This window comes from Beduini sp. (assembly GCF_047239305.1).
Lineage (GTDB): Bacteria > Bacillota_I > Bacilli_A > Erysipelotrichales > Coprobacillaceae > Beduini.
The window spans coordinates 85,358-108,689 of sequence record NZ_JBKTEM010000007.1; the positions used below are offsets into that span (position 1 = coordinate 85,358).

Annotated in this window: 20 protein-coding genes; 1 reads left to right on the top strand and 19 read right to left on the bottom strand. The window is 36.7% G+C overall.

Annotation, left to right across the window (positions count from 1 at the left end; all coding sequences use genetic code 11):
• Positions 1 to 16: 16 nt before the first annotated feature.
• The 19 genes from mfd to ACLRVU_RS10755 form a co-directional block, all read right to left on the bottom strand.
• On the bottom strand, positions 17 to 3,445 hold the full coding sequence (gene mfd, locus ACLRVU_RS10665; protein ID WP_412891850.1) for a transcription-repair coupling factor: 3,429 nt from the start codon (positions 3,443 to 3,445) through the stop codon (positions 17 to 19).
• A gap of 1 nt (position 3,446) precedes the next feature.
• Complete coding sequence (gene pth / locus ACLRVU_RS10670; protein ID WP_412891851.1) at positions 3,447 to 4,007, bottom strand: aminoacyl-tRNA hydrolase; 561 nt, start codon at positions 4,005 to 4,007, stop codon at positions 3,447 to 3,449.
• 77 nt (positions 4,008 to 4,084) lie between these two features.
• On the bottom strand, positions 4,085 to 4,507 hold the full coding sequence (locus ACLRVU_RS10675; RefSeq protein WP_412891862.1) for a pyridoxamine 5'-phosphate oxidase family protein: 423 nt from the start codon (positions 4,505 to 4,507) through the stop codon (positions 4,085 to 4,087).
• 208 nt (positions 4,508 to 4,715) lie between these two features.
• On the bottom strand, positions 4,716 to 5,744 hold the full coding sequence (locus ACLRVU_RS10680) for a threonine aldolase family protein (RefSeq protein WP_412891852.1): 1,029 nt from the start codon (positions 5,742 to 5,744) through the stop codon (positions 4,716 to 4,718).
• 16 nt (positions 5,745 to 5,760) lie between these two features.
• Positions 5,761 to 6,801 carry a M20/M25/M40 family metallo-hydrolase gene (locus tag ACLRVU_RS10685; RefSeq protein ID WP_412891853.1) on the bottom strand — a complete coding sequence of 347 codons (1,041 nt, stop codon included), beginning with the start codon at positions 6,799 to 6,801 and terminating at the stop codon, positions 5,761 to 5,763.
• A 2-nt stretch (positions 6,802 to 6,803) separates the two neighbouring features.
• On the bottom strand, positions 6,804 to 7,103 hold the full coding sequence (locus ACLRVU_RS10690) for a hypothetical protein (protein ID WP_412891854.1): 300 nt from the start codon (positions 7,101 to 7,103) through the stop codon (positions 6,804 to 6,806).
• Between the two features lie 120 nt (positions 7,104 to 7,223).
• The gene (locus tag ACLRVU_RS10695) at positions 7,224 to 8,198 is read right to left on the bottom strand and encodes a D-2-hydroxyacid dehydrogenase (RefSeq protein ID WP_412891855.1); all 975 of its coding nucleotides are present in this window, start codon (positions 8,196 to 8,198) and stop codon (positions 7,224 to 7,226) included.
• Between the two features lie 91 nt (positions 8,199 to 8,289).
• The gene (locus ACLRVU_RS10700) at positions 8,290 to 9,348 is read right to left on the bottom strand and encodes a hypothetical protein (RefSeq protein ID WP_147551405.1); all 1,059 of its coding nucleotides are present in this window, start codon (positions 9,346 to 9,348) and stop codon (positions 8,290 to 8,292) included.
• 15 nt (positions 9,349 to 9,363) lie between these two features.
• The gene (gene hisC, locus ACLRVU_RS10705; protein WP_412891856.1) at positions 9,364 to 10,410 is read right to left on the bottom strand and encodes a histidinol-phosphate transaminase; all 1,047 of its coding nucleotides are present in this window, start codon (positions 10,408 to 10,410) and stop codon (positions 9,364 to 9,366) included.
• 44 nt (positions 10,411 to 10,454) lie between these two features.
• Positions 10,455 to 11,234 carry an HAD-IIB family hydrolase gene (locus tag ACLRVU_RS10710; RefSeq protein WP_412891857.1) on the bottom strand — a complete coding sequence of 260 codons (780 nt, stop codon included), beginning with the start codon at positions 11,232 to 11,234 and terminating at the stop codon, positions 10,455 to 10,457.
• A 731-nt stretch (positions 11,235 to 11,965) separates the two neighbouring features.
• On the bottom strand, positions 11,966 to 13,594 hold the full coding sequence (locus ACLRVU_RS10715; RefSeq protein WP_412891858.1) for a putative manganese-dependent inorganic diphosphatase: 1,629 nt from the start codon (positions 13,592 to 13,594) through the stop codon (positions 11,966 to 11,968).
• A gap of 11 nt (positions 13,595 to 13,605) precedes the next feature.
• Positions 13,606 to 14,271 (bottom strand): transcriptional regulator, encoded by a 666-nt coding sequence (locus tag ACLRVU_RS10720; protein ID WP_412891859.1) that lies wholly within the window; start codon positions 14,269 to 14,271, stop codon positions 13,606 to 13,608.
• A gap of 97 nt (positions 14,272 to 14,368) precedes the next feature.
• Positions 14,369 to 14,797, bottom strand: a complete 429-nt coding sequence (locus tag ACLRVU_RS10725) for a DUF2383 domain-containing protein (protein WP_147551392.1) — start codon at positions 14,795 to 14,797, stop codon at positions 14,369 to 14,371.
• 41 nt (positions 14,798 to 14,838) lie between these two features.
• A complete protein-coding gene (locus ACLRVU_RS10730) occupies positions 14,839 to 15,909 on the bottom strand; it encodes a metallophosphoesterase (protein WP_412891860.1) in 1,071 nt (356 codons plus the stop codon).
• A gap of 10 nt (positions 15,910 to 15,919) precedes the next feature.
• The gene (locus ACLRVU_RS10735; RefSeq protein WP_147551387.1) at positions 15,920 to 16,600 is read right to left on the bottom strand and encodes a GntR family transcriptional regulator; all 681 of its coding nucleotides are present in this window, start codon (positions 16,598 to 16,600) and stop codon (positions 15,920 to 15,922) included.
• 3 nt (positions 16,601 to 16,603) lie between these two features.
• Entirely contained in the window at positions 16,604 to 17,608 is a 1,005-nt protein-coding gene (locus ACLRVU_RS10740) for an isocitrate/isopropylmalate dehydrogenase family protein (RefSeq protein ID WP_147551385.1), read from the bottom strand.
• Entirely contained in the window at positions 17,605 to 19,527 is a 1,923-nt protein-coding gene (locus ACLRVU_RS10745; protein ID WP_147551383.1) for an aconitate hydratase, read from the bottom strand. Before ACLRVU_RS10745 ends, ACLRVU_RS10740 begins: the two co-directional genes overlap by 4 nt.
• 282 nt (positions 19,528 to 19,809) lie before the next feature.
• The gene (locus ACLRVU_RS10750; protein ID WP_147551381.1) at positions 19,810 to 20,868 is read right to left on the bottom strand and encodes a DUF4097 family beta strand repeat-containing protein; all 1,059 of its coding nucleotides are present in this window, start codon (positions 20,866 to 20,868) and stop codon (positions 19,810 to 19,812) included.
• The gene (locus ACLRVU_RS10755) at positions 20,861 to 21,184 is read right to left on the bottom strand and encodes a PadR family transcriptional regulator (protein ID WP_041137908.1); all 324 of its coding nucleotides are present in this window, start codon (positions 21,182 to 21,184) and stop codon (positions 20,861 to 20,863) included. Before ACLRVU_RS10755 ends, ACLRVU_RS10750 begins: the two co-directional genes overlap by 8 nt.
• Positions 21,185 to 21,391: 207 nt before the next feature.
• Here ACLRVU_RS10755 and ACLRVU_RS10760 point away from each other — a divergent pair, with 207 nt between their 5' ends.
• On the top strand, positions 21,392 to 23,257 hold the full coding sequence (locus ACLRVU_RS10760; protein WP_147551379.1) for an ABC-F family ATP-binding cassette domain-containing protein: 1,866 nt from the start codon (positions 21,392 to 21,394) through the stop codon (positions 23,255 to 23,257).
• Positions 23,258 to 23,332: the final 75 nt, after the last annotated feature.

Consider the following 23,332-nt stretch of genomic DNA (forward strand, 5'->3'; position numbering starts at 1 on the left):
TTTCACCCCTTTATCTTTATAATTCTTTTATTCTCGGCAGGAGCTCATTAGCTCTCGCTAACCAGTTCTCATCCTTTAAAAATTTTATCACAATCTTTTTCATAGTGTAAGTCAAACTTACCTTTTTTCTATATTCGCTAATCATGTTGAAAAGTTTTTCACCATCTAAACGATCGCTGAATGCCTGTGTTAAAATGATCTGAACGAGATTTTTTTCTTCTTTCATCTCATCGATCTTTTCATCATTCATAATAAGATCAAATTCTCTTTTTTGAACTAATGTTTCTACAGTCTTCGGTAGTTTTCCATAGATATCATTCAATTCTATTTTAATAGCGTCCAAATCTTCAAGGGACTGAACATGCTCTAAACGCTGATAAAGTTCCAGCTTTTCTAAATCAGTATTCACATAATCACTCGGAATATAACCGTCTACATTGACATTTAAAACCGGGACATCTTCTTTTTGTTCGATGCCGCGCTTTTCATCTACGACTTCCATCAGAATTTTCATATACATGTCAAATCCAACCGTATCAATGAAGCCTGCCTGCTGTCCGCCTAGAATATCTCCGGCACCGCGAATCGTTAAGTCACGCATCGCAATCTTATAACCGCTTCCCAGCTGTGTAAATTCTTTGATCGCTTTTAAACGTTTAGCGGCTTCTTCGCTCATCTGCTTATTCGGACGATACAGTAAATAAGCATAGGCATTACGGTCGCTTCGTCCCACACGTCCTTTAATCTGATACAGCTGTGACAGTCCAAATTTATCCGCATCTTCTACAATTAAAGTATTGGCATTAGGAATATCGATTCCTGTTTCAATAATGGTTGTACACACTAATACATTATACTCTTTATTCATGAATTTCATCATGACATCTTCTAAATCATCTTTATGCATCTGTCCATGCCCAATACCTACTTTAGCACCGGGAATCGTCATCGCTATCTTATTAGCGACATCCGTTATGCTGGAAGTGCGATTATATAAATAGAATACTTGTCCCTGACGTGATAATTCTCTTTCGATGACCTGTTTGATTAGAGCCGGATTCTTTTCCATCACATAGGTTTGAACCGGAAGACGGTTGGTAGGGGCTGTCTCGATTTGAGACAAGCTTCGAACTCCCATCAATGACATCTGCAAAGTTCTTGGAATCGGAGTTGCCGATAACGTTAAGACATCTATGGTTTCCTTGTATTCTTTAATTTTTTCTTTATGACGCACCCCAAAACGCTGTTCCTCATCTACAATCAATAGCCCAATATCCTTGAATTGAACATTATTATTGAGAATCTTATGAGTCCCAATCAGCAGGTCTAAACTCCCGTCTTTGACACTGTTTAATATCTCTTTTGTCTGCTTTGGTGTGGTGAATCGATTCAGCAGTGCAAAATTCACTGGAAAGTTCTTAAAACGCTCTGTCACAGTGCGATAATGCTGTGATGACAGAATCGTTGTTGGGCATAGAAAAGCCACCTGCTTGCCGCTTAAAATCGCTTTAAAAGCTGCACGCAGGGCTACTTCTGTTTTACCAAAACCAACATCTCCGCAAAGCAAGCGATCCATCGGACGAGGCTGTTCCATATCTGCTTTGATTTCATTGACTGCCTGCTGCTGATCCGGAGTTAACTGATAATTAAATTCATTCTCAAAATCCTGCTGCATGGCATTATCCTGATCGAAGGCAAATCCCTGCTGTGTCAGACGTTTTGCATATAAAGCAATCAGTTCATCTGCCAAATCATCGACTTTACTTTTAATCTTTTGTTTAGTACGCTGCCACTCGGCACTGCCTAATTTATGCACTTTTGGTGCATGTCCATTTGCTGATGTGTATTTACGAATCAGCTTGAATTGATCGACAGGAACATAGAGTGTATCGTTTCCACGATAACTGATATAAAGGTAATCACGGTGAACACCCTGTACCTCTAACGTCTTAATTCCCATATACTGCCCAATCCCGTGCGTATCATGGACAATGTAATCACCCACATTTAATTCACTGAAGTTTTGAATCACCTTAGCGTTCTTATACTTCACAAAATTCTTTTTCGTTTCAGGTGTAGTCCCATACAATTCTTTTTCTGTGATAATCGTTAAGCGTTCATCGACTAATTCGATTCCGCCGCTTAATTCTCCACGTATGATATTAATCCCCGGATAAATGTCATCTTGCTCACTGATTAATGTAAAAGCGATCTGATGACGTTCAAGCAGTTCTGTAATATTTCTAAAATGCATGTCATTCTTTAGAATGAGAAGTACTTTAGATATTTTTGCGTAACCGGTTAATTCATTAATCAACTGTGCTTCTGACTGATAGATGGATTGAATCTGACGGGCATTAAATGACACTTCTTTTTCTTTTGACTTAAAGATCTCACCATACACCGCATTCCCTTTAATCACATCATTAATATCCACATACAATGACAAATTCAATAAAGAACGTCCTTCTTCAAATAATTCCTTATTATAATAAAACAGTTCTTCCACATACATTTTATAGTTATCTAAAATGCTGGTATATACCGATAAGAAAAGAATCGGGTTATGACAGTAGTCTTTGATCGTATTGATCGTTGTTAAAAAAGGTAAGAACTTATACATTGAAAAAGAGGTATCATGTTGTCTTAAATTTTCTAAATCGATCGCAATATTTTCGTCTAATTCATCCTGTTTAAACGTATCCAGCTTGCCAATGCAGTCCTGCTTTATTGCCAATACTTTTTCACAGCAGGCTTCAACCTCATCATCTTCATAGATAATGTCCGTTGCAGGAATGATTTCTATCTCCGAGATACTTTCGATTGTTCTCTGGTCATCTGCATTATAGAAACGGATGCTTTCAATTTCATCATCAAAAAACTCAATACGGATCGGATTAGGATATTGCATGGAATAGACATCGATCACGCCTCCGCGCTGAGCAAAGTAGAATGGCTGATCTACTCGTGTCGTATACTGATAGCCATTATAAATTAATGCTCGTTTTAAATCGTTAATCTCAATTTGCTGATTGACCTGAAGACGAAGCATTCTCTCTTTGAATAATGATGCACTGGGCAGACAGCGAATAAGGGACGCGGTATGTGCAATAATGATCTTCGGTTCATCCCCTTGCAGTTGATAAAGTGTATTGATTCGCTCTGCCATCAGTTCAGGAGACTGCACCAAGGCTTCGATACGCTGAGATTCATCTACTGGAAAAAACAGCACATCCTTTTGATTCATATCAATAAGCTGTCGATAGAGCTGAAGTGCTTCATATTGATTGCTTTTAACAACCAGAATATTTTTTTGAGCAGCCAAAAAGGCACTAGCGATCAAATAAGCTTCATCGCTAATGTGAGTAGTCACCACATTTCCTTTACCTTTTGCCAGTGTTTGTACAGCCGGATTTTGGGTTAATAAGCGGAATATCTTTTCCATCTTATTTCTTATTATACAGGCTCATGACTTTATTAAAGTCTTGTGTCATAAATGCCATTGCCGCTTTGCAGGCATTCTCTAAAGCCTCGTTCAGTTTAGTTTGTTCTTCGGCTGTAAATTTCCCCAATACATAATCCACGACCGGAATCAGCGGATGCTTGTCGATTCCGATACGAATACGTTTAAAGTCCTGTCCGCCCAGGTGTGCGATTGTACTTTTGATTCCGTTATGGCCACCGGCACTGCCACTTTCACGAATCCTGATCTTTCCAACAGGCAAATCCAAATCATCATAAACTACTAAAATATCTGTCTTGTCAATCTTAAAAAAGCGCATGACTTCTCCGATAGATTCCCCCGATAAATTCATATATGTCTGCGGTTTAAGCAGAATAACGTCTTCCCCCTCTATCTTTGTTTTCACATACAGTCCTTTGAATTTAGCCTGATTGATCTCGACCTTTAACTGATCTGCTAAACGATCTATCATCATGAATCCACAGTTGTGTCGTGTATTTTCATATTCTCTTCCAGGATTTCCTAATCCTACGATCAATTTCATATCATCACCCCTTACTTTTATAGTCCATTTATTATCATACCCTAATCTACTTTATTTGCAAATAAAAAACATCATATTTAGTCGCTGACCATGAATGTTTCTGACTTTAGCTGACTGTAATAACGCCCCTTTTTAGCTGTGAATTTTAATACACAGTAATCCGGATCATCGATCCCCAGCGGATAATACATCGTATCCCCTTCCTGCCATAGTCTTTCTTTAATTTCATGTTCTTCCAAAATTTCAAACTCTCCTTGAAGCATGACTCCTCTGTAAAAACGACGGTCACAAAAATAAATACATCCTTTAGGATTTTCTCTGTATTGACTTACTCTTAATGAAGAAGTGTTTGTTGAAAAATAAAACACCTTAATTCCAACACGTATTCTAGGGGCAAACATCGCTTTTGTCGCAGGATACCCATCTTCATCAATAGAGCTGATATAGCCTATCGATTGTTTGTCAATCAAATTACCTATTGTTTTAACTGCATCACGCATCATCTTTAGTTCCTCCTATATTTTTTCTTACCTTTACTCTACCATTGTCAGAATTAAATTGATAGAAAAAACGACAACAAAGGAAAAAAGATACCGTTGGTGCGATATCTTTTAGAGACAAATTATTTTTTTTGGAAGAAAAATGATTATTTTTTGTCTACACCTAAATAATAGCCTCATTTTATGAACTTGATATTAACATTTTCATTTATTTTAAAAGATTTTCCACATCACTGATGAACTCTTCCACTTTCTTAGCATTAGTCGCAAAAGAAGTGACAAGACGAATGCATGAATGCTGCGGATCGATTCTCTGCATATACGTATACTCATATTTTTCGCCGATTGCTTCAATGATACTGTCTTTTAATATCGGAAACAGCTGATTGCTTGGTGAATCTGCCAAGAATGTTAAACCATGTTGTATAAAGACATCGCGCATTCGGGCTGCCATCTTATTTTCGTATTCACCAATCTGAAAATATAGATTATTTTCAAACAAAGTAAGAAACTGTATGCCAAGCAATCTTCCTTTTGCCAACATTCCGCCTCTTTGTTTCATCATATAGCGAAAATCAGGTTTCAGGGATTCATTGACAATGACGACAGCCTCGCCAAATAATGCTCCGCATTTTGTCCCGCCAATATAGAAAACATCGCTATAATTTGCTAGATCTTCTAATGTCATACTGTTTTCTGTCAGGGCTAAAGCACTTGCCAAACGTGCCCCATCGACAAATAAATAAAGATTATTTTCTTTTGCAAAGGTATATAAAGCTTTTAATTCGTCCGCACTATAAATCGTTCCCACTTCTGTTGGATTCGAAATATAGATCATTTTAGGCTGTACCATGTGTTCATCGGTATGTTCATTTAAAATCTGCTGGACTTGTGTGCAGGTGATTTTTCCATCATCGCTGGGAATGGTTAAGATTTTATGCCCGGTTGCTTCAACCGCCCCCGTTTCATGAACGTTGATATGTCCTGTATCGGCAGCAATACAAGCCTGATAAGGTTTTAAAGCCGAAGCGATAACGGTTAAATTGGCTTGTGTCCCTCCCACTAAAAAATGGATATCCACATCCTCACGCTTTAACTGCTCTTTTATTTTCAGTCGTGCCTGCTCGCAGTATTCATCTTGTGAATACCCTGTGGTTTGTTCAAAATTTGTTCTTACCAAAGCCTCCATGACTTGTGGATGTGCCCCTTCACAATAGTCACTTTTAAAACTATACATCTTCATTCCCCCTCAATTATGAAAATGGATTTAAATCAAATCTTTCATCAATCTGACATAAAAATTCTGCAATCAAATCAATACTATTTTGAATATCTTCTTCATGACAAGTTTCAGATGGTGTATGCATATAACGTAACGGCAGTGAAACTAAGCATACCGGAATTCCTTGGTTCGCTAAATGAATTTTATCTGCATCTGTTCCCGTTCTCCCGACAAAAGTTTCAATTTGATAAGGAATCTTTAATTCCTGAGCAATTTCTTTTAATTTCTGGTTCATTTTTTTATTCACTATACTGCTGCAGCACAGCACCGGACCTTTTCCTAATTCAACATGTCCGGAATCGTAGTCATTCACCCCCGGATAATCGGAAGTATATGTCACATCAACTATAATTGCCATCGTCGGATTTATGCGTGCTGCTGCAAAATATGCCCCACGCATCGTGGTTTCTTCACCTACGCTGGTACTTGCATAGACTCCAATCTGACATCCTTTTTCTTTTGCTTTTTTAAGTGCTTCGAGAATAATGAAAGCACCCCCGCGATCATCGATCGCTCTTGCTGAAATTTTCCCGTCTTGCATCTCACGAATATGAGTATCAAATGTGATCGTATCCCCGATTTTCACAAGCTCCTCTGCCTGCTGCTTGCTGCTGACTCCAATATCTATAGACAGATCACCGACTGCTAGATCACTTTTCTTTGAAAGAGAACGCGTACACACGACAACGCCATACATATCCTTATTGACAGTATGAACGACTACCTGATGTCCTAAATAACTAGAAACATAGATTCCTCCTGCATTCGTTACTTTTAAAAAACCATCTGCCGTATATCCGGTTACAACCAAACCGATTTCATCAATATGTCCTGACATTAAAACTTTTATCGGACTATTCGGATTAATCACGTTAATCACATTTCCCGTTTCATCAGTCAGCTGCTGATCGGTAATTGGCTGATAATGCTTTAATACTTTCTTTTGCAGTTTGATTTCGTCTCCTGATACTGAATCTGTTTTCAGCATTTCATAAAAAAATTGTTTATCCATAATTAGCTCCTCTTATATACTTTCTGTTTAAATCCAACCTTAGCGAGATTTTGATTTCCCATATACTGAATAGTTTCTATCTTGGGATGATCTTCTAAAAATGTCTGCACTGCCAGCTTAATAGCATCATTGTCAAAAACAAAGGTAAAATTAAGTTCTGCGTGATTGTCTTTTGGCAAGAACGAAAATAAGCCTACGATTGAATTTGCATTTGATACGATATATCCTGCCCCCTGTTCCAATATCTCTGCTTTAAAATATTGATAATGGGATGAATCTGCTCTGGTAATCTTCAAAGCCATAAGATCGCCTCCTTTTTTAAAGATTACCACTATTATAAAAAAAATACAATCGATGTTGTTTGAATACAAAAATTACATGTAAAAAGTTGGTCTAATAAAAAAGATCCCTGTCATTTGGGATCAAGAATTGGATACTTTATATCCGGTTGTTAAATCGACAATATTTTCTAACGGTTCATCATTAAAATAACGCTTAAAGTTATTGTAAGTCAGATGAAAAACGATATCACCTGTTTCCTTATCATAGTTTCCACCGGAAACATGAGGTGTAATCAAAACATTTTCCATCTGCCAAAGCGGATGATCACTAGGCAGTGGTTCCTGTTCAAAGACATCTAAAGCCGCCCCCATCAGTTTTCCTGAGCGGAGACAATCAACTAAAGCCTCGGTATCGATTGCCTCACCTCGTCCTACATTAATAATCAAGGCATCATCTTTCATTAATTCCAGCATTTCTTTGTTAATTAAATGGATTGTATCCGATGTGCGAGGCAAGCTCAAAGCGACAATATCCGCTTTAGGCAGGATATCTTTAAGTTGTTCACTTGTATAAAGTTCATCCATATAATCGGGTTTATTCGCTGTTGTTCGTTTGATCCCCATCGTATAAGCCCCTAGCTTTTTCATTCTTTTGGCAAAATTAGAGCCAATATCCCCTAGTCCGATACATAAGACTTTAGTGTTCTCCACATATTTTATATGACCTACGTTTGACCAGATTGCCTGAGGCTGACGTACTTTATACTTCAATAAGTTTTTATAGAAAGCCAGCACAGTACCCACCATATATTCGCTGATTGGCATTCCATATGCCCCTGTCGCATTAGTGATAATGGCACCCTCCGCTAAAATTCCCGGTTTGCAGTAAGGATCAACACCAGCCGAATGTGTTTGAATCCATTTTAAGTTCTTAGCCTGCTTCAATTCCTTTGGTGAAACATTACCAAAAATAATCGTTGCTCTTTCTAACTGTTCTAAATTAGCCGGATGACTTTTATCACAAAGAATAAATTCGCACTCTGGTGCCACCTCTTTCAAAGCTGCCAATTCATGCGCTTTAATTGCATTCGGTATTAAAATAATTTCCTTTTTCATAGACTTCCCCCTTTATTGATGAAATCTTACCCTTATTTTAATTCACAAAACGAGATTTATAACCGATTAACCCTCTTAGTTTCAAGAAGCACTAATTGCTCAGTCCCTGCGGTACCGTAATAATTTCAGACTGCTTAATTTTTTCAATCGTTTCTTTGTTGATGATTTCATTCACCTCTTCATTGCCTGTTTCCATCATATTGCAGATTGTCAGCCATACAATACAGATATAGTAATTAAAGGCTGTCTTTTCTTTCACCAGTAATTCCATCCATGTTTTAGAAATAAACTGAATCTGTTCCTTATGCGTCTGAATAATATGTTCAAGCTCATGAATATAGCCATATCCCATATAATTTAGACGCTGAACCACTCTGAATTGAGATAAAAGTCCTACATCATATTCTAACGGTACTTGATATTCTTCCGATAAATGATTCATCAATTCTTTTAAGTAAGGCTGATGAAGCACATACTTTTGCAAGGATAGGATATTGATATCTGTTTTCATAATTTTTTCTTCATGTTCCAAGCCATTATTATAGGCTTCTACATCTTTCGCGATTGCCACGAACTCTTCATCTAACAATTCGATCGTTGCCGATAAACGATTTAAACGGCGGCGAATATGCTTCGGAATTTCATATTCTGATTTATATCCCAGCCCATGTTCAATTTCACACCAAGAATGCTGTAAAGCTGTACGAATTTGGATTTCAAAAGCAATATCCTGATAAGGGGCATATTCCACTAAAGCACATCGTTCCTTTGTAAATTTAGCGATAATATGAAGCGAATTATAGCCATATTCTTCACGGATTTGATTTTCTTTTTTACGTTTATCACGCAGTTCGAGAATATCAAAATTTTCACATACCAGTTTTTTAAGTTTCTCCACATCATCTTCAAATAAAGTAATGACACGGCATGCCACCACATCGGTAATATCATTAATGTGGTGATACTTATTTTTATACATAATCTTTTTATATAAAGATTTTTCCTGTTTAATACGAATAGATAAGTTAGAAATCTTAATCCCGTTAAGCTGAACGATACTGTTTAAAATATCTTCAATATCATCCTTCAAGCTTTGATAGATCTCTGCATTTTCTCTGTATTCTTTTAATATATTATTTGTTTGATCCATAACTAACCTCCTGGGTTAATATTCTTTTAAAAATTTGATGAGTTCCTCCATCTGTGTGATTGTTCCAATCGATATTCTTAAAAACTGATCAATTCTCGGCTGATTAAAATGACGTACAATAATGCCCGCCGCTCTTAGATCTGCCAGCAATTTTTCAGCTTCCAGCTGTGGATGACGTGCAAAAACAAAATTTGTTTTTGATTCCAAAACTTCAAACCCTAACTGACGCAGTTCCTTTATAGTATATTCTCTTGCGGTTATTACTTTCTTTGCTTTATACAGCATATCCTCATGATCTAAAACTGATGCCGTTGCCAAATGTTGGGCAATATAGTCCACAGGATAAGAATTGAATGAGTTTTTCACATTCTGTAATGCCTTAATGGCATCCCTGTTTCCGTAAGCCACACCGATTCTTAATCCCGCTAAAGAACGTGATTTAGAGAATGTCTGAATAATCAATAGATTGTCATAATGTTCGAGTAAAGGGACACATGATTCTCCGCCAAAATCAATATACGCCTCATCAATGATAACCATACTGTTCGGATTGGCTTGAAGCAATTCTTCAATGAAATCCACACTAACTAAAATACCGGTCGGCGCATTGGGATTAGGAAAAATAATACCACCGTTTTCCTGTTTATAATCTTCTAATACAATCTCGAACCGATCATTTAACGGTATACTTTTATAAGGAATATCAAATAGACGTGTATACACCGGATAGAACGAATAGGTAATGTCCGGAAAAAGAAGAGGTTTTTCACTGTTAAAAAACGTTAAAAAGCTTAACGCTAACACTTCATCTGATCCATTGCCGATAAAAATCTGTTCCGGCTTTAAATGGTGAAGATCTGCCAGTGCTTTTTTAAGTCCTGACGCATCCGCATCCGGATATAAACGCAGCTTTTCACTTCTCAACATTTTTAGTGCCGCTTCTACTTTTGGACTGGGTCCATATGGATTTTCATTCGTATTCAGCTTAATCAAATTAGCCATCTTAGGCTGTTCTCCAGCTACATACGGTTCAACATCTCTTAAATAATCTTTCCAGCTCATTTCATTATTCCCCCTTAGTTTACCCCATATAAATGAATTTCAGATTAACTTAAAATTTCTTCTTCAATAAGTTCATAAACATAACGTACTACTTTATTCGCTTCTTCTTGAATTTCAGGAACAGCATAGGTAAAGGTTGCCCCGATATCTGCCGCCTTAATCATCGGTAAATCATTAAAAGAATCGCCAATCGCATAAGAAGATTCAATATTCTCTAACAAAGATATCAGTTTTTTCATACCGGTTCCTTTGGAATGTCCGCGTGGTGCCACATCAATATACTGCTGATTCAAGTGCGTTTCAATCTCACCAAAGTGGTCCGTGATTTCTTTTGCGACTTCTTTAATAATGTCGACAGACAAATCTTTATGATGCAGTGAGAGCATATAGAAACGCTCTGCCTTATCCAATAATGTATAAAAATCATCTTCACTGTCTTTTAACCCGTCAAGATCTAAAATTTTAGTTTCTCCATCCACTAATACCGGACACCCATCATCATAGCAAAAAGCTGCAACAATATCCGGATGACTCAAAGCCAAACGAATGACTGACTGTCCTACTTCTTTGGAAATATGTTCTTCAAATAAAATATTCCCGGATTTATCTTCTATATAAGAACCATTGCATAAAACCAAATAGTCATACGGGATATGCATTTTATTTAACACCGGTTGAATGTCAATATGGTTTCTTCCTGTACATAGTGCAATCAAATGCCCTTGTTCCTGCATTTTCTTCATCGCTTCAAAATTCTTATCTGATGTTGGTCCTCCTTTTTCAATAAGAGTTCCATCTAAATCACTAAATAATATTTTTGCCATATCACGACCTCCATGTTCCTATTATACTCGATTCTTCTTATAAAGAAAATCTTTTCAGAAAATAAAAAAGGAGTTGTTTGTGCAGATAAAATGAAAACACCACCTATGTTTACCGATTGTTTTTTGAATGTTCTATTGTTTGTTTTGACGCAGCGCATTAAATCTTTTTGTGCTTATCAGAACCGCTAGCCTGAACTAGTGAGCACTGCCAATATAGGAAGATACACTTTTCATAGGAATATTATTGAATACCGCTAAAAAGAAGATAAATAAGAAAGAGTTATCTTTCAAAAGATTTCTATATCTTTGATAGCAGTTCCTTTCTTTATCCTGTTCGATTTTAGGATAATTTAAAATAATAATAAATGTTAACACCAATGATAACGCCAACATCCACTTATACTTTTTAATATAGTCTGTCAACATTCCTCAAGTCTGTGTACTCATCAAGCCAAGCCGATCTCAATAGATGTTGATAAAAGATGGCAGTCCCCCTGAAAAACAGAAGATTCGAACTATCAAACGGTCTGTTTCTATCCTGAACAAACCGTTTTTTGTAAGCTGCTTCATAAAAATCCTAAAGCCTTTCGAGTCACCCCACTGCCTATCGACAGCTGCTTTTGAAAAATACACAGCATCGTTAACAAAAAAGATTTACCTTTTAAACTCCTCTATTGGTTAGCGTTTTGACCTAACCTTTCCGAGATGTCCACTTGGTAAATCTTTTTATTTTAATATAAAGCCGTAATCACCGGAACAACTTGTTTTTTACGTGAAATTACCCCCGGTAAAGTTGCTTGATGATCTACTAACTGACAATTAAATGCCTGTTCCACTAATTGCTCTTTTCCGGCAACAAATACTTCACTATTGGCATTAATAATATCTGTCACTAACAACATAATGAAATCTAAGCCATCTTTTTCAACTTTTTCATTCATGTATGCCAGCATTTCTTCTTTCAATGGTAAGAATCCATCAATATCCATACTGTTTACTTGTCCTACTCCCACTTTGCTGTCACCGAATTTAAATGGTTTATAGTCCGCATTTAAGATTTCAGAAACTGTTTTTCCTTTTAATGAAGTTCCGGCTCTGAACATATCCATCCCAAAATCTTCGATTTTTACTCCGGCAATGTTCGCCAGTTCTCTTGCCATCTGTTCATCAACCGGCGTACATGTCGGTGATTTAAACAACAGGGTATCAGAAATAATAGCGCCCAACATTAATCCCGCCATTTCTTTAGTAATTTCTACCCCATTTTCATGATACATCTTCGCAACAATCGTCGCTGTACAGCCAACCGGTTCTCCACGAAAATATAATGGAGACATTGTTGCAAAATCAGCGACACGGTGATGATCGATCACTTCTAAGATTTCAGCTTCTTCAATGCCATCAACAGCTTGACCGCGTTCATTATGATCCACCTGAATGATCTGTTTCTTTTCATCTACAATCACATCATAGCGGCTCAGTGTTCCTAACACCTTATTATTAACGTCCAATACCGGATAGTTATGATAACGTGTTTCGGTCATCACTTCTTTAACCTGATCAATTGAATCTTCTACATGAACACAGGTAATGTTATCCGTATCCATAACATGGCTTACCGGAATTGCCTGTACGATAATCTGTGAAGCCATGTATGTATTATATGGAGTTAAGATAGTTGTGATATTTGCTTCTCGGATTTGTTTTGCCAATTCCTGACTTAATGGCAGATTACCTGTCAGAACAATCAATCCGGCTTTATTTTGAATACATACTTCAATTGCTGAACGACGATCTCCGCCTACTAAAACAATATCCTTTTCTTGAATACGTTTTTTCATTTCCGCTGAAGACATCGAACCAATCTGTAATTCTCCATAATAAGTATCATCGTTATTGCGATATAAACATTTAGCTTCCAACACTTCGATAATGTTTTCCACAGGTGTTTTACTTTCCGCTAAAATATTTGCATTCCATCCTCCCATATAGCCTTCAATCAGGCTTGTTGAAGAAAGGATTCCCAATAATGTTGCATTCTTATCTACGATCGGTGCTGTCTTTAATGACTTTGCTTTCATGAGATCCCAAGCTGTTTTTAATGTAAAGTCACTTGTAAACTTCACAACACGATCAAATTTTAAATCAGCTACTGTTTGTCTGACTGTTTTCAATAATTCCGGAGCCTGTACTTTAAAGGTATCCAAAACATATTGTGTCTCTAAACTGACATTTCCTAATCTCACTGGTTTTGCATCATATTTTTTTAACTGATTTACAAGGTTTGCATAAGCGATTGCAGAACAGATTGAATCTGTATCAGGATTTTTGTGACCTGAAACGTATACTTTATTTGCCATTCTTATTCCTCCTATATAGCATCTTTTTTTAAGTAACGGTAAATGGTGGGTTCAGATACCCCTAATTTATTGGCAACGAAAACCAACGCCCCTTTAACTTTGAATGTTCCTTTTTCCTGTAAAAACTTCACGACTTTGATTTTTTCGTCAACCTTTAAGCGTTCCGGCAGGAAATAGCTTGGGAATCCCATTTCCTCCAGTGCTTCTTTAATATATCTTTCAACGGTTTCATCCAATGAATTAGATAAAACTTCGATAGGATTTTCACGTCCGAATTCAGCCGGTGTCTCATCCTTGATTCCTAAGATTTTTTTCAATGTATCTTCGATATAATTAAAATCGGTTATATCAACATTGATACAGATCATTCCTACCGGTTCGGCGTTTTGTCCATCTTTTATAAAATAGGTAGCAGCTCTCAGCAACTTGCCGTCTGCACCGACTGTTTTATAGTTAAATACATAATCCTTGGTTAAATACTGTTTGTCATCTAATAGATGTACAGCTAAGCTGGATAACCCCGAATTTATATCCCTACCGCTAATCTGCCCATTTCGTAAAGCAACGATCTCTTTATTTTTAGTCGTTAAATCATGTAAAGCGATCTCTACGTTGTCTCCTAAGGCTTCTCCTAAGAAGTCAACAAATTTAGCGTATGGCTCTAATATTGGATGCATATTTCCACACTCCTTTATCAACATTATAGACGAAATCTAATGTAATAACAATTTATTTTTTTAATAATAAAGACGTTAAAAGCAGGCTTTTGCCTGCTTATAAAAAATCCTTCCATTGGTTAATATGCTCTTTTGATAAATTCAAAAACTGCTCACATAACGCTTTTGGTTTTTCCTCAATATCCGGATAATCATTGATCAATGTCTGCATTGACATAATCGCCTGTGTGCTTCCTTCAATTAACATTTTTGCGATTTTATGATCATCATTATTCATCATTGTTTTCATTTTCACCATTGATTTAAGCATTGCGGTTTCAAAAACATGCTTGTTTTCTTTATCACGCTGATAAATTTCAAGCTGTTCTTCCGCTTCCGCCTTCAATGCTTTATATGAACGCGCCTGATCAATCAAGACCATTTTCAGCTTTTCATCCTCAACATTTTTCATGACTTCATCGCTGGCATTGATTCCCATATCAATTCCGGATACTAAACTTTCTAACACTTCAATATCGTGTTCCATTTTTATCACCCATTATAGTTTGAGCGTTTCTAATCGTTTTATTACATATTCATTAAACAATCTTTTAAAATCCAGCCAACCTCATGATCCTTTATAATGTAGGCATATTGTCCGTAAATATCAATCACATCCACGACATCGTTTACCTCAACACTCACATGGTAGTCAATATAGTCATCCTTACAGTACCACTGATCATTTTTTAAATATAAAAATTCATTTTTAATCGAAAGTTTTTCTTTATTATACACTTTTTGACAAAGGGAAAATTCTGTCTGTCTTTTAAGCACGTCGACCTCATAATGCGGCCATGTCACTTTATGATGATGGCATATCCCCGGATAATAGGCTTTCCTAATAGTGGCACGTTTAAATGGTCGCACATACTGTGTCTGATATCCTTGATTAATGATCAATGCGTTTAGCTGACAGACAATTTTTACTCCAACACCGCCATCGATGCTGATCATACGCTTATTTTCATCAATGATGATGCGGTTATCAATATGGTATAGATGGTAATTAGCGGCAGGTAGATGCCCGACGACTACACACTGCGCCAAAGGATGCTGACCATTCATAAAATAGCGCTGTTCCAATAGTGAGGAAAGTGAACTATTTTCAAAATCCAAACGATCCTCAATCCCGGCATGAACAAAGATATACTCCTTCGTTTTCAGCATCACCGCACAAGACTCAATAAAAACCAGCTCTTCTTTTAAAAGCAGCTGTGCTAAAATTTTTAATGTCGATTCCTCATGCTGACGATAATCAATACGGTGTTTGCGAAACACTTCATGAAAAATACTATAGCTTACATTATTGAGATAATGCTTCAGATGAAAAGAATGATAGACCATATCCAAGACAGCCCATTCACAATTCCCATTCAAAATATAAACATTCTGACATAGCGCTAAATCTTGCATGCGATGGATCGTTTCTAAGATCTGTTCCCCTTTTTCTACATAATCCCCAATAATAATCAAGTTATCTTGCACAGAATAATGAACTTTATCAAGAAGCTGCTCAAATAAATCTAAATGACCATGTATATCGCTGACAGCAATTGTTCTTCCTGACAATTGAGCAGAGATTATTTTTTTATCCATAAAAAACAGCTTACTGCGCCTTTTTCGCATAAAACTGTTTTACTAATGTCTGAGTGGAACGAATATGACGTTTAATCATTTCACGTGCGCTTTTTTTATCTTTATTTAAGATTGCTTCAAAGATTGCTTTATGTTCTTCCAGCGCTGTATCCAATCGCTCCGGCTGAGAGATCGAATGACGTGAAGTAACCGATACATAATAATTAATATCTTTTAGTAACTGCGCAAAGTATTGAGAACGTGTTGATTGATAAATCGCATCATGATATTCGATATTTAATGAAGCGATCTTTTTCTGATCATCTTTCATTGTATAAAATTCCATTAATTCAAAAATTTCTTGGATCTTATTAAGATGATCTTCGTCCATACGATCAATTGCCAGTTCAATTGCCAATCCTTCCAGTGCTAAGCGTATTTCAAACATATCATCGATATCACGGGCACTAAAACCAATGACATAGACACCTTTATTAGGAATGCTGCGAACCAGTCCTTCCAGTTCCAGCTGCTTTAACGCTTCACGAATCGGCGTACGACTGATTTCCAGTTCCTTTGCCAAAGTCACTTCATTCAATTTTTGCCCTTTAGTGTATTCTTCATTTAAAATCTTATCTCTTAATATCAAGAATGTTCGATTTCCTAATGACCCGCGTTCTTTTAACATATTACTTTTTGTAGCTGTATCCATAGATTACCTCCCCGCTTGAATTTTATTAATAATGGCTTGAGTAAATTCTGTTGTCGTAGCCTGACCACCGATGTCCGGAGTTGTTTTCACTCCTTCTTTTACTACCATGTTTAAAGCATCTTTAATTTTCTGAGCAGCATTTTCTTCACCTAGTGCTTCCAGCATCATGACAAAAGATAAGATCAATGCACTCGGATTGGCAATATTCTTGCCGGCAATATCCGGGGCAGAACCGTGAGCCGCTTCATAGATGTGATAGTCATCACCAATGTTCGCACTCGGTGCAAAGCCTAATCCTCCGACAAGCCCGGCACATAAATCAGAAATGATATCTCCATACAGATTCGGTGCCACTAACACATCATATTTTTCCGGATATAAGACTAGCTGCATGCACATGTTGTCAACAATGATCTCCTGGGTTTGAATCTCAGGATAATCTTTTGCGACTTCACGATAGGCTTCTAAAAAAAGTCCATCCGTTAATTTCATAATATTTGCTTTATGCACTGCCGTCACTTTATTACGATTATGCTTTCGTGTATATTCGAACGCATAGCGGCAGATTTTTTCACTGGCCTCTCGAGTAATCAGCTTTACTCCGTTTGCCATATTATCGTTTACTTTATATTCAATTCCTTTATATAAGTCTTCAGTATTTTCACGAATTGTCACCAGATCAATAAATTCATAGCGTGAAGCAATTCCCACTAATGATTTCACCGGGCGAACATTCGCATAAGTTTCAAAATATTGTCTCAGCGCAACATTGACACTGCGAAAGCCGGTTCCGATCGGTGTTGCTGTCGGTCCCTTTAAAGCCCATTTATATTCCTTAATCGCCTCCAGCAAGCCCGGTTCAAAAAGTTCACCATGTGCTAAGGCATAATCCGCTCCTGCCTGATAGGTTACCCAATCGATATCCAAACGCAATGCTTCCGTAATCTGAAGAATACTTTCTGATATTTCCTTGCCAATTCCATCTCCGGGTATCAATACTGCTTTCATATTTTTTGCCCTCCAGTTTCTTTAATCATATTCAATAAGCCGCCATACATCAGCATCTGTTTTTCTCTTTGACTCAAATTAAGCTCTGCTTTTAATGTTTTATCAGTTGTCTTATTCAAGATCGTTATTTCCCGATCCTTTTCTACACAATTCTTAACATCAACAAGCTCTAACTGATCGCCTTTTGAAAGCAGTTCATAATCCTCTTTTTTGATTACTAATGGCAAAATCCCATTGTTGATTAGGTTTGAACGGTGAATTCGGGCAAAGCTCACCGCTATAACTCCACGAATATTTAAATAGCTTGGCACCAATGCCGCATGTTCACGAGAAGAACCCTGTCCATAATTATCTCCGCCAACAATAAATCCCTGCTTAGCCAAAACCGCACGTTCATAAAATTCAGAATCCACTTTACTAAAAGCAAATTTAGCCAAGTGTTCTACATTAGAACGATAAGGCAGCAATTTTGAATCCGATGGGACAATATGGTCAGTTGAAATATTATCTTCTACTTTTAAAACCACTTCTCCACTGATCGAATCGGCTATCTTTTGACCACGCGGAACCGGTTTGATATTAGGTCCCATGATCACATCCTGCCTAGAATCATATTCATTGATAAAGAAGTGTGGATTCTTAATAAATGGTATATTGGGAATTTCCGCTAAATACATATCCTCGTCAAACTGAGCGGACAGATATCCTTTGATCGCTGATAAAGCCGCTACCTCCGGTGAAACTAAATAGACATTTGCATCATTCGTACCGCTGCGTCCTTTAAAGTTACGATTAATCGTACGCAATGAAACACCTTTACTTTTAGGTGCCTGTCCCATTCCGATACAAGGTCCGCAGCCACATTCCAAAATTCTAGCCCCCGCTTGAATCATGGCTGCCAAAGCACCGTTTTCAGCCAGCATCGCAAGAATACTGCTTGATCCCGGAGCAATTACTAGACTGACATGATCTGCTACTTTCCTTCCTTTTAATAAATGTGCGACTTTCATCATATCGGCAAATGAAGAATTTGTGCAGCTTCCAATTACGACTTGATCAATTAACATGCCCTCTAATTGACTGACCTCGCAGACAGCATCAGGTGAATGTGGCTGTGCAACCAAGGGTACCAGTTGAGAAAGATCGATCTCGATCGTTTCATCATAAACCGCATCATCATCCGCTTTTAATTCTATATAATCCTCAGCACGTCCCTGCAAAAGAAGGTATTCACGAGTATGCTCATCACTAGGAAAGATCGAAGTTGTTGCCCCCAGTTCAGCTCCCATATTGCAAATGGTCGCTCTTTCGGTCAAAGATAAAGAAGCTGCACCAGTACCTGCATATTCAATAATCTTATTGACCCCGCCTTTAACACTCAATTTTCTTAACACCGCTAAAATAATATCTTTGGCACTCACCCAAGCCGGTTTCTCCCCCTTCAACACAACCTGCATGACACTTGGGCATGATAAATAATAAATTCCTGATGCCATTCCTACAGCGACATCCAGACCACCGGCTCCAATCGCAATCATTCCCATCGCTCCACATGTCGGTGTATGCGAATCTGATCCGATCAATGTTTTTCCCGGCTTCGCAAAATTCTCTAAATGCAGCTGATGGCATACACCATTCCCCGGTTTTGAAAAAACAATCCCATGTTTTTTAGCGACTGAACGAATAAATTCATGATCATCCATATTTTCAAACCCTGTCTGAAGCATATTATGATCAATATAAGCGACTGCTTTATCAACAGCCACATGGTCAATCCCCATAGCTTCCAACTGTAAATATGCCATTGTTCCCGTTGAATCCTGCGTTAATGTTTGATCCAATCGAATTCCTATTTCCTGACCAGGCACTAATTCTCCAGATACTAATTTAGAAGCTAAGATCTTATACGCTAAGTTCATAAACTGATCCCCCCATTATACATAGTTCGTATTGTATACAATTATACATGATGTTTATTGAGAATACAATATAATTATATTAATAATTTATGAAATTTAGATATATTTAATATATTTTTGTATTTAAAATACTAATATTAAATATTTAGTTTTCGTTTTATATATTTTTATTATTTTTAACGAAATCTTAACATCTTTCTGTTTATATTTATTATTTTTCTTAAAAGATAATTTAAATTTATCAAAAACTAAAAGAACGGCAAGACCAACCTTGCCATCCTTCTACCTAAAGTTTTCTAATTCGATTTTCGCATTGGTTGTCTGAACATCTAACTTCATCAATTCTCCCTGATCATTGAAATCCAATTCACCTCTGTTATCATAGCGAACACCATCAATGACGACCTTTGAATTACTTGTTTTATAGCGAACACGTTTAGAGAGATCGTTGTTTCTTAATGCACAGCTGATCTTTGCATTCGTTGTTTTTATTCTGCCATCTAAAAATAAGACATCATCTAATTGTATTTTAGCGTTGGTAGTCTGAACCTTTAATTGTTTTGCCAGCACGTCTTCCATCACAATCTTCGAATTAGAAGTTATGGCTTCTAAAACTTCACTATCCACATTATTTAAACGAATCGCTGCGTTCGATGTTTTTAAATGCAGATCCCTGATTTTCATATTATTGACTGTAATTGAACTGCAGGTCGTCGATAAATGAACCGGTGCGGTTTGAACTTTATTGTTTCCCTCGCTAATATCAATTTTAGCGTTCGTTGTAACAATCGAAGTCTCCAAATCATAGCTAGTTGGAATTCTGACATATAATTTACGAGATTTAATTTCCAGATCAAAGTTAAAATCAAAATCAAACAAACGTTTATCTTCTCCGCGGTTATAGCGTACAACAAATCCCGGTCCAACAGAAATTGATGATTTAATCTGTTTAATCTTAAATACACCGTCAATCGTTTTTACTAAATAATCTTGCTTAAAGCGTTTATCTACTTTCACACTGATTCCACTGACCGTATCATCATATACAACCTCTACCGAAGTATTGCGAAGATCCATTTCCAATCCCTCAAGATCATTTGTTGTGACTGCAATTTCTCTTGTGGAAATATCAATATTTTCCTGAGACAATCCCTGAGTGATTTCATCTACCAATAAATCTAAATCTCCCAATTGCTCAATAATTTCTGATTCACTCATTCCAAAATCCAGGGCTTCATCGATATACCCGTCATAATATTGAACTAAGGAAGCCGTCTCTTCACGGTTAACTTTAGCACTTAACTTTTCTTCCAGAATATCTAAAAATTCTTGTTTACTCATTTGTATATCCTCCTTCTAGGATCTTATCCACACTTTTAGTAAATTGTTTCCATTCCTTTTTCATTGTTTCCAAATAATCAGTTCCTTTGGAAGTAATTAAATAATATTTTCTAGCTCTGCCTGCTTCACTTGTTTTTGTGTATGTTTCCAATAATCCGTCTTTTTCTAATCGTCTCAGCAATGGATATAAAGTGTTTTCATTAATATCCATTAACTTGGACATTTCTACTTTCAAACCATATCCGTACATTTCATTCTTCGATATGGCCGCTAATACACAAATATCTAACACTCCTTTTTTAAATTGAGTATCCATCGTCCTCACCTACTCTCTTTATCACTCATTATACACTTACTCCAAGTTAACTGGCAACTTAATCTCTTGATAGCTGCCCATCCCCTTTCTTTATATGTGTAATACACATCTATGTGTCAAACACAGTATACCACGTAACTGTGTAATACACAATATATAAATTAAAAAATATTTTTGTTACAATAAAGACTATGTGAGGTGAGAGAAATGCTTTTACAATGCAGTAATATTTCTAAGTCTTTTGGAACGACATCTATATTAAAAGATATTACTTTTAAAATAGAAAATAACGAAAAAATTGCCATCGTCGGTGTTAATGGTGCAGGAAAATCAACTTTAATGCGAATTATCTCTGATCAGGAAAGCTTTGATAGCGGGGATATATATAAAGCAAAGGGAACAACTATCGGCTATTTAACACAGGAAAGTAATCTTCATTTAAATGAAACGATTTATTCGGAAATGATTAAGGTGTTTGAACCAATCATTTTAATGGAGAATAGACTGCGTGAATTAGAAAGCCAAATGAGCCAAACGCAGCAGCTTGATTCGATCATGAAGGAATATGATGAATTAACACATCGTTTCAGTGAGCTTGATGGCTACAGTTATCAAAGCCGTATCAAAGGAGTATTAAAAGGTCTGGGATTTAATGAAAGTGACTTTAATTTAAGTATTCAGTCTTTATCCGGAGGGCAGAAAACTCGTGTTTCTCTTGCGAAGCTATTATTGCTTCAGCCTACTCTTTTATTGCTTGATGAACCGACGAACCATTTAGATACTAAAGCGATCATGTGGCTGGAAACTTATTTAAAGAATTATAATCACGCTGTAGTGATCATCAGCCATGACCGCTATTTTATCGATCAGGTCTGTACATCTATCTTGGAAGTCGAACATGGAAAATCTAAGCTTTTCCGTGGTAACTACAGTTTTTATGTCAATACTCGTTCAAAAGATAAAGAAGTAGAAATGAAACATTACGAAAACCAGCAGCGAATAATTAAAAAGCAGGAAGAAAGCATTCAATTGCTGCGTTCATACAATCGTGAAAAATCAATTAAGCGAGCGATGAGCAAAGAAAAGCAGTTAGAAAAAATGGAAAAGATGGATAAACCGGAAAGTGATCCGGAAACTATTCGCCTGCGTTTTCACCCACAGGTTCAAAGTGGTTATAATGTATTACAGTTGGAAAATCTAAGTTATCGCTATGATCAGGAGTGGCTGTTTCAGCATCTTAGCTTAGACGTAAAAAGAGGTGAGCGCATCGCCTTAATTGGACCCAATGGAATTGGAAAAACTACTCTGTTTAAGCTGATCTTGCAGCAATTATCACCAAGCGAAGGAAAGATTACCTTTGGCACACATGTCGAGACAGCCTACTATGATCAAGAGCATACCTCTTTGCATCCGCTTAAATCTATTTTTAATGAAATTCAGGATGAATATCCCAAAATGAATAATACTCAGGTTCGCAGTATCCTTGCCTCATTTCAATTTAAAAATGATGATGTATTTAAAGAGGTTCAAATGCTAAGTGGAGGAGAAAAAGGTCGTGTCGTTTTAGCAAAGCTAATCTTAACCAATGCCAACCTGCTGATTTTAGATGAACCGACTAACCATTTAGATATTGCTTCAAAAGAAATCCTTGAAGAAGCTCTTTTAGAATTTGAAGGAACAGTTTTGTTCATCAGCCATGACCGTTACTTTATTAATAAGATTGCCACTCGAATTGTAGAAATGACACCCAAAGAATTGATCAATTTCCCAGGTAACTATGATCACTATATTGAACAAATCAGTAATCAGAAAGTAGAAGTAAAAAAAGAGACTGATTATTTTGAACACAAAGCAAAACAGATAATCGATCGAAAGAAACAAAATGAAATTCGCAAAATAGAAAAGACTATCTCAGAATTAGAAAAAAAGATTCAAGAGCTTAGTGACCTGCTTCATTTAGATGAATACATTAATGATTACGTAAAATACAATGAATTAACTTGCCAAATCGAAGAAAATGAGGCGCAGTTATTGGAAATGATGGATAAATGGGAAGAAGCTTCTTCTAACTAAAAAATTCCATGCTTGTTTAAAACCATGGAATTCCGTTTAACTATTTTATAACAGAATCATTCATATTGTACACTT

What these genes read in the sequence shown, in the direction of transcription:
- pth (WP_412891851.1), bottom strand. Translation starts at nt 4,007, where the DNA reads ATGAAATTGATCGTAGGATTAGGAAATCCTGGAAGAGAATATGAAAAT.
- ACLRVU_RS10735 (WP_147551387.1), bottom strand. Translation starts at nt 16,600, where the DNA reads ATGGATACAGCTACAAAAAGTAATATGTTAAAAGAACGCGGGTCATTA.
- ACLRVU_RS10755 (WP_041137908.1), bottom strand. Translation starts at nt 21,184, where the DNA reads ATGGATACTCAATTTAAAAAAGGAGTGTTAGATATTTGTGTATTAGCG.
- ACLRVU_RS10685 (WP_412891853.1), bottom strand. Translation starts at nt 6,801, where the DNA reads ATGGATAAACAATTTTTTTATGAAATGCTGAAAACAGATTCAGTATCA.
- ACLRVU_RS10745 (WP_147551383.1), bottom strand. Translation starts at nt 19,527, where the DNA reads ATGAACTTAGCGTATAAGATCTTAGCTTCTAAATTAGTATCTGGAGAA.
- ACLRVU_RS10680 (WP_412891852.1), bottom strand. Translation starts at nt 5,744, where the DNA reads ATGTATAGTTTTAAAAGTGACTATTGTGAAGGGGCACATCCACAAGTC.
- ACLRVU_RS10715 (WP_412891858.1), bottom strand. Translation starts at nt 13,594, where the DNA reads ATGGCAAATAAAGTATACGTTTCAGGTCACAAAAATCCTGATACAGAT.
- ACLRVU_RS10750 (WP_147551381.1), bottom strand. Translation starts at nt 20,868, where the DNA reads ATGAGTAAACAAGAATTTTTAGATATTCTGGAAGAAAAGTTAAGTGCT.
- ACLRVU_RS10695 (WP_412891855.1), bottom strand. Translation starts at nt 8,198, where the DNA reads ATGAAAAAGGAAATTATTTTAATACCGAATGCAATTAAAGCGCATGAA.
- ACLRVU_RS10700 (WP_147551405.1), bottom strand. Translation starts at nt 9,348, where the DNA reads ATGGATCAAACAAATAATATATTAAAAGAATACAGAGAAAATGCAGAG.
- ACLRVU_RS10690 (WP_412891854.1), bottom strand. Translation starts at nt 7,103, where the DNA reads ATGGCTTTGAAGATTACCAGAGCAGATTCATCCCATTATCAATATTTT.
- ACLRVU_RS10740 (WP_147551385.1), bottom strand. Translation starts at nt 17,608, where the DNA reads ATGAAAGCAGTATTGATACCCGGAGATGGAATTGGCAAGGAAATATCA.
- hisC (WP_412891856.1), bottom strand. Translation starts at nt 10,410, where the DNA reads ATGAGCTGGAAAGATTATTTAAGAGATGTTGAACCGTATGTAGCTGGA.
- ACLRVU_RS10725 (WP_147551392.1), bottom strand. Translation starts at nt 14,797, where the DNA reads ATGGAACACGATATTGAAGTGTTAGAAAGTTTAGTATCCGGAATTGAT.
- ACLRVU_RS10760 (WP_147551379.1), top strand. Translation starts at nt 21,392, where the DNA reads ATGCTTTTACAATGCAGTAATATTTCTAAGTCTTTTGGAACGACATCT.
- ACLRVU_RS10730 (WP_412891860.1), bottom strand. Translation starts at nt 15,909, where the DNA reads ATGGATAAAAAAATAATCTCTGCTCAATTGTCAGGAAGAACAATTGCT.
- ACLRVU_RS10675 (WP_412891862.1), bottom strand. Translation starts at nt 4,507, where the DNA reads ATGCGTGATGCAGTTAAAACAATAGGTAATTTGATTGACAAACAATCG.
- ACLRVU_RS10710 (WP_412891857.1), bottom strand. Translation starts at nt 11,234, where the DNA reads ATGGCAAAAATATTATTTAGTGATTTAGATGGAACTCTTATTGAAAAA.
- mfd (WP_412891850.1), bottom strand. Translation starts at nt 3,445, where the DNA reads ATGGAAAAGATATTCCGCTTATTAACCCAAAATCCGGCTGTACAAACA.
- ACLRVU_RS10720 (WP_412891859.1), bottom strand. Translation starts at nt 14,271, where the DNA reads ATGCATCCAATATTAGAGCCATACGCTAAATTTGTTGACTTCTTAGGA.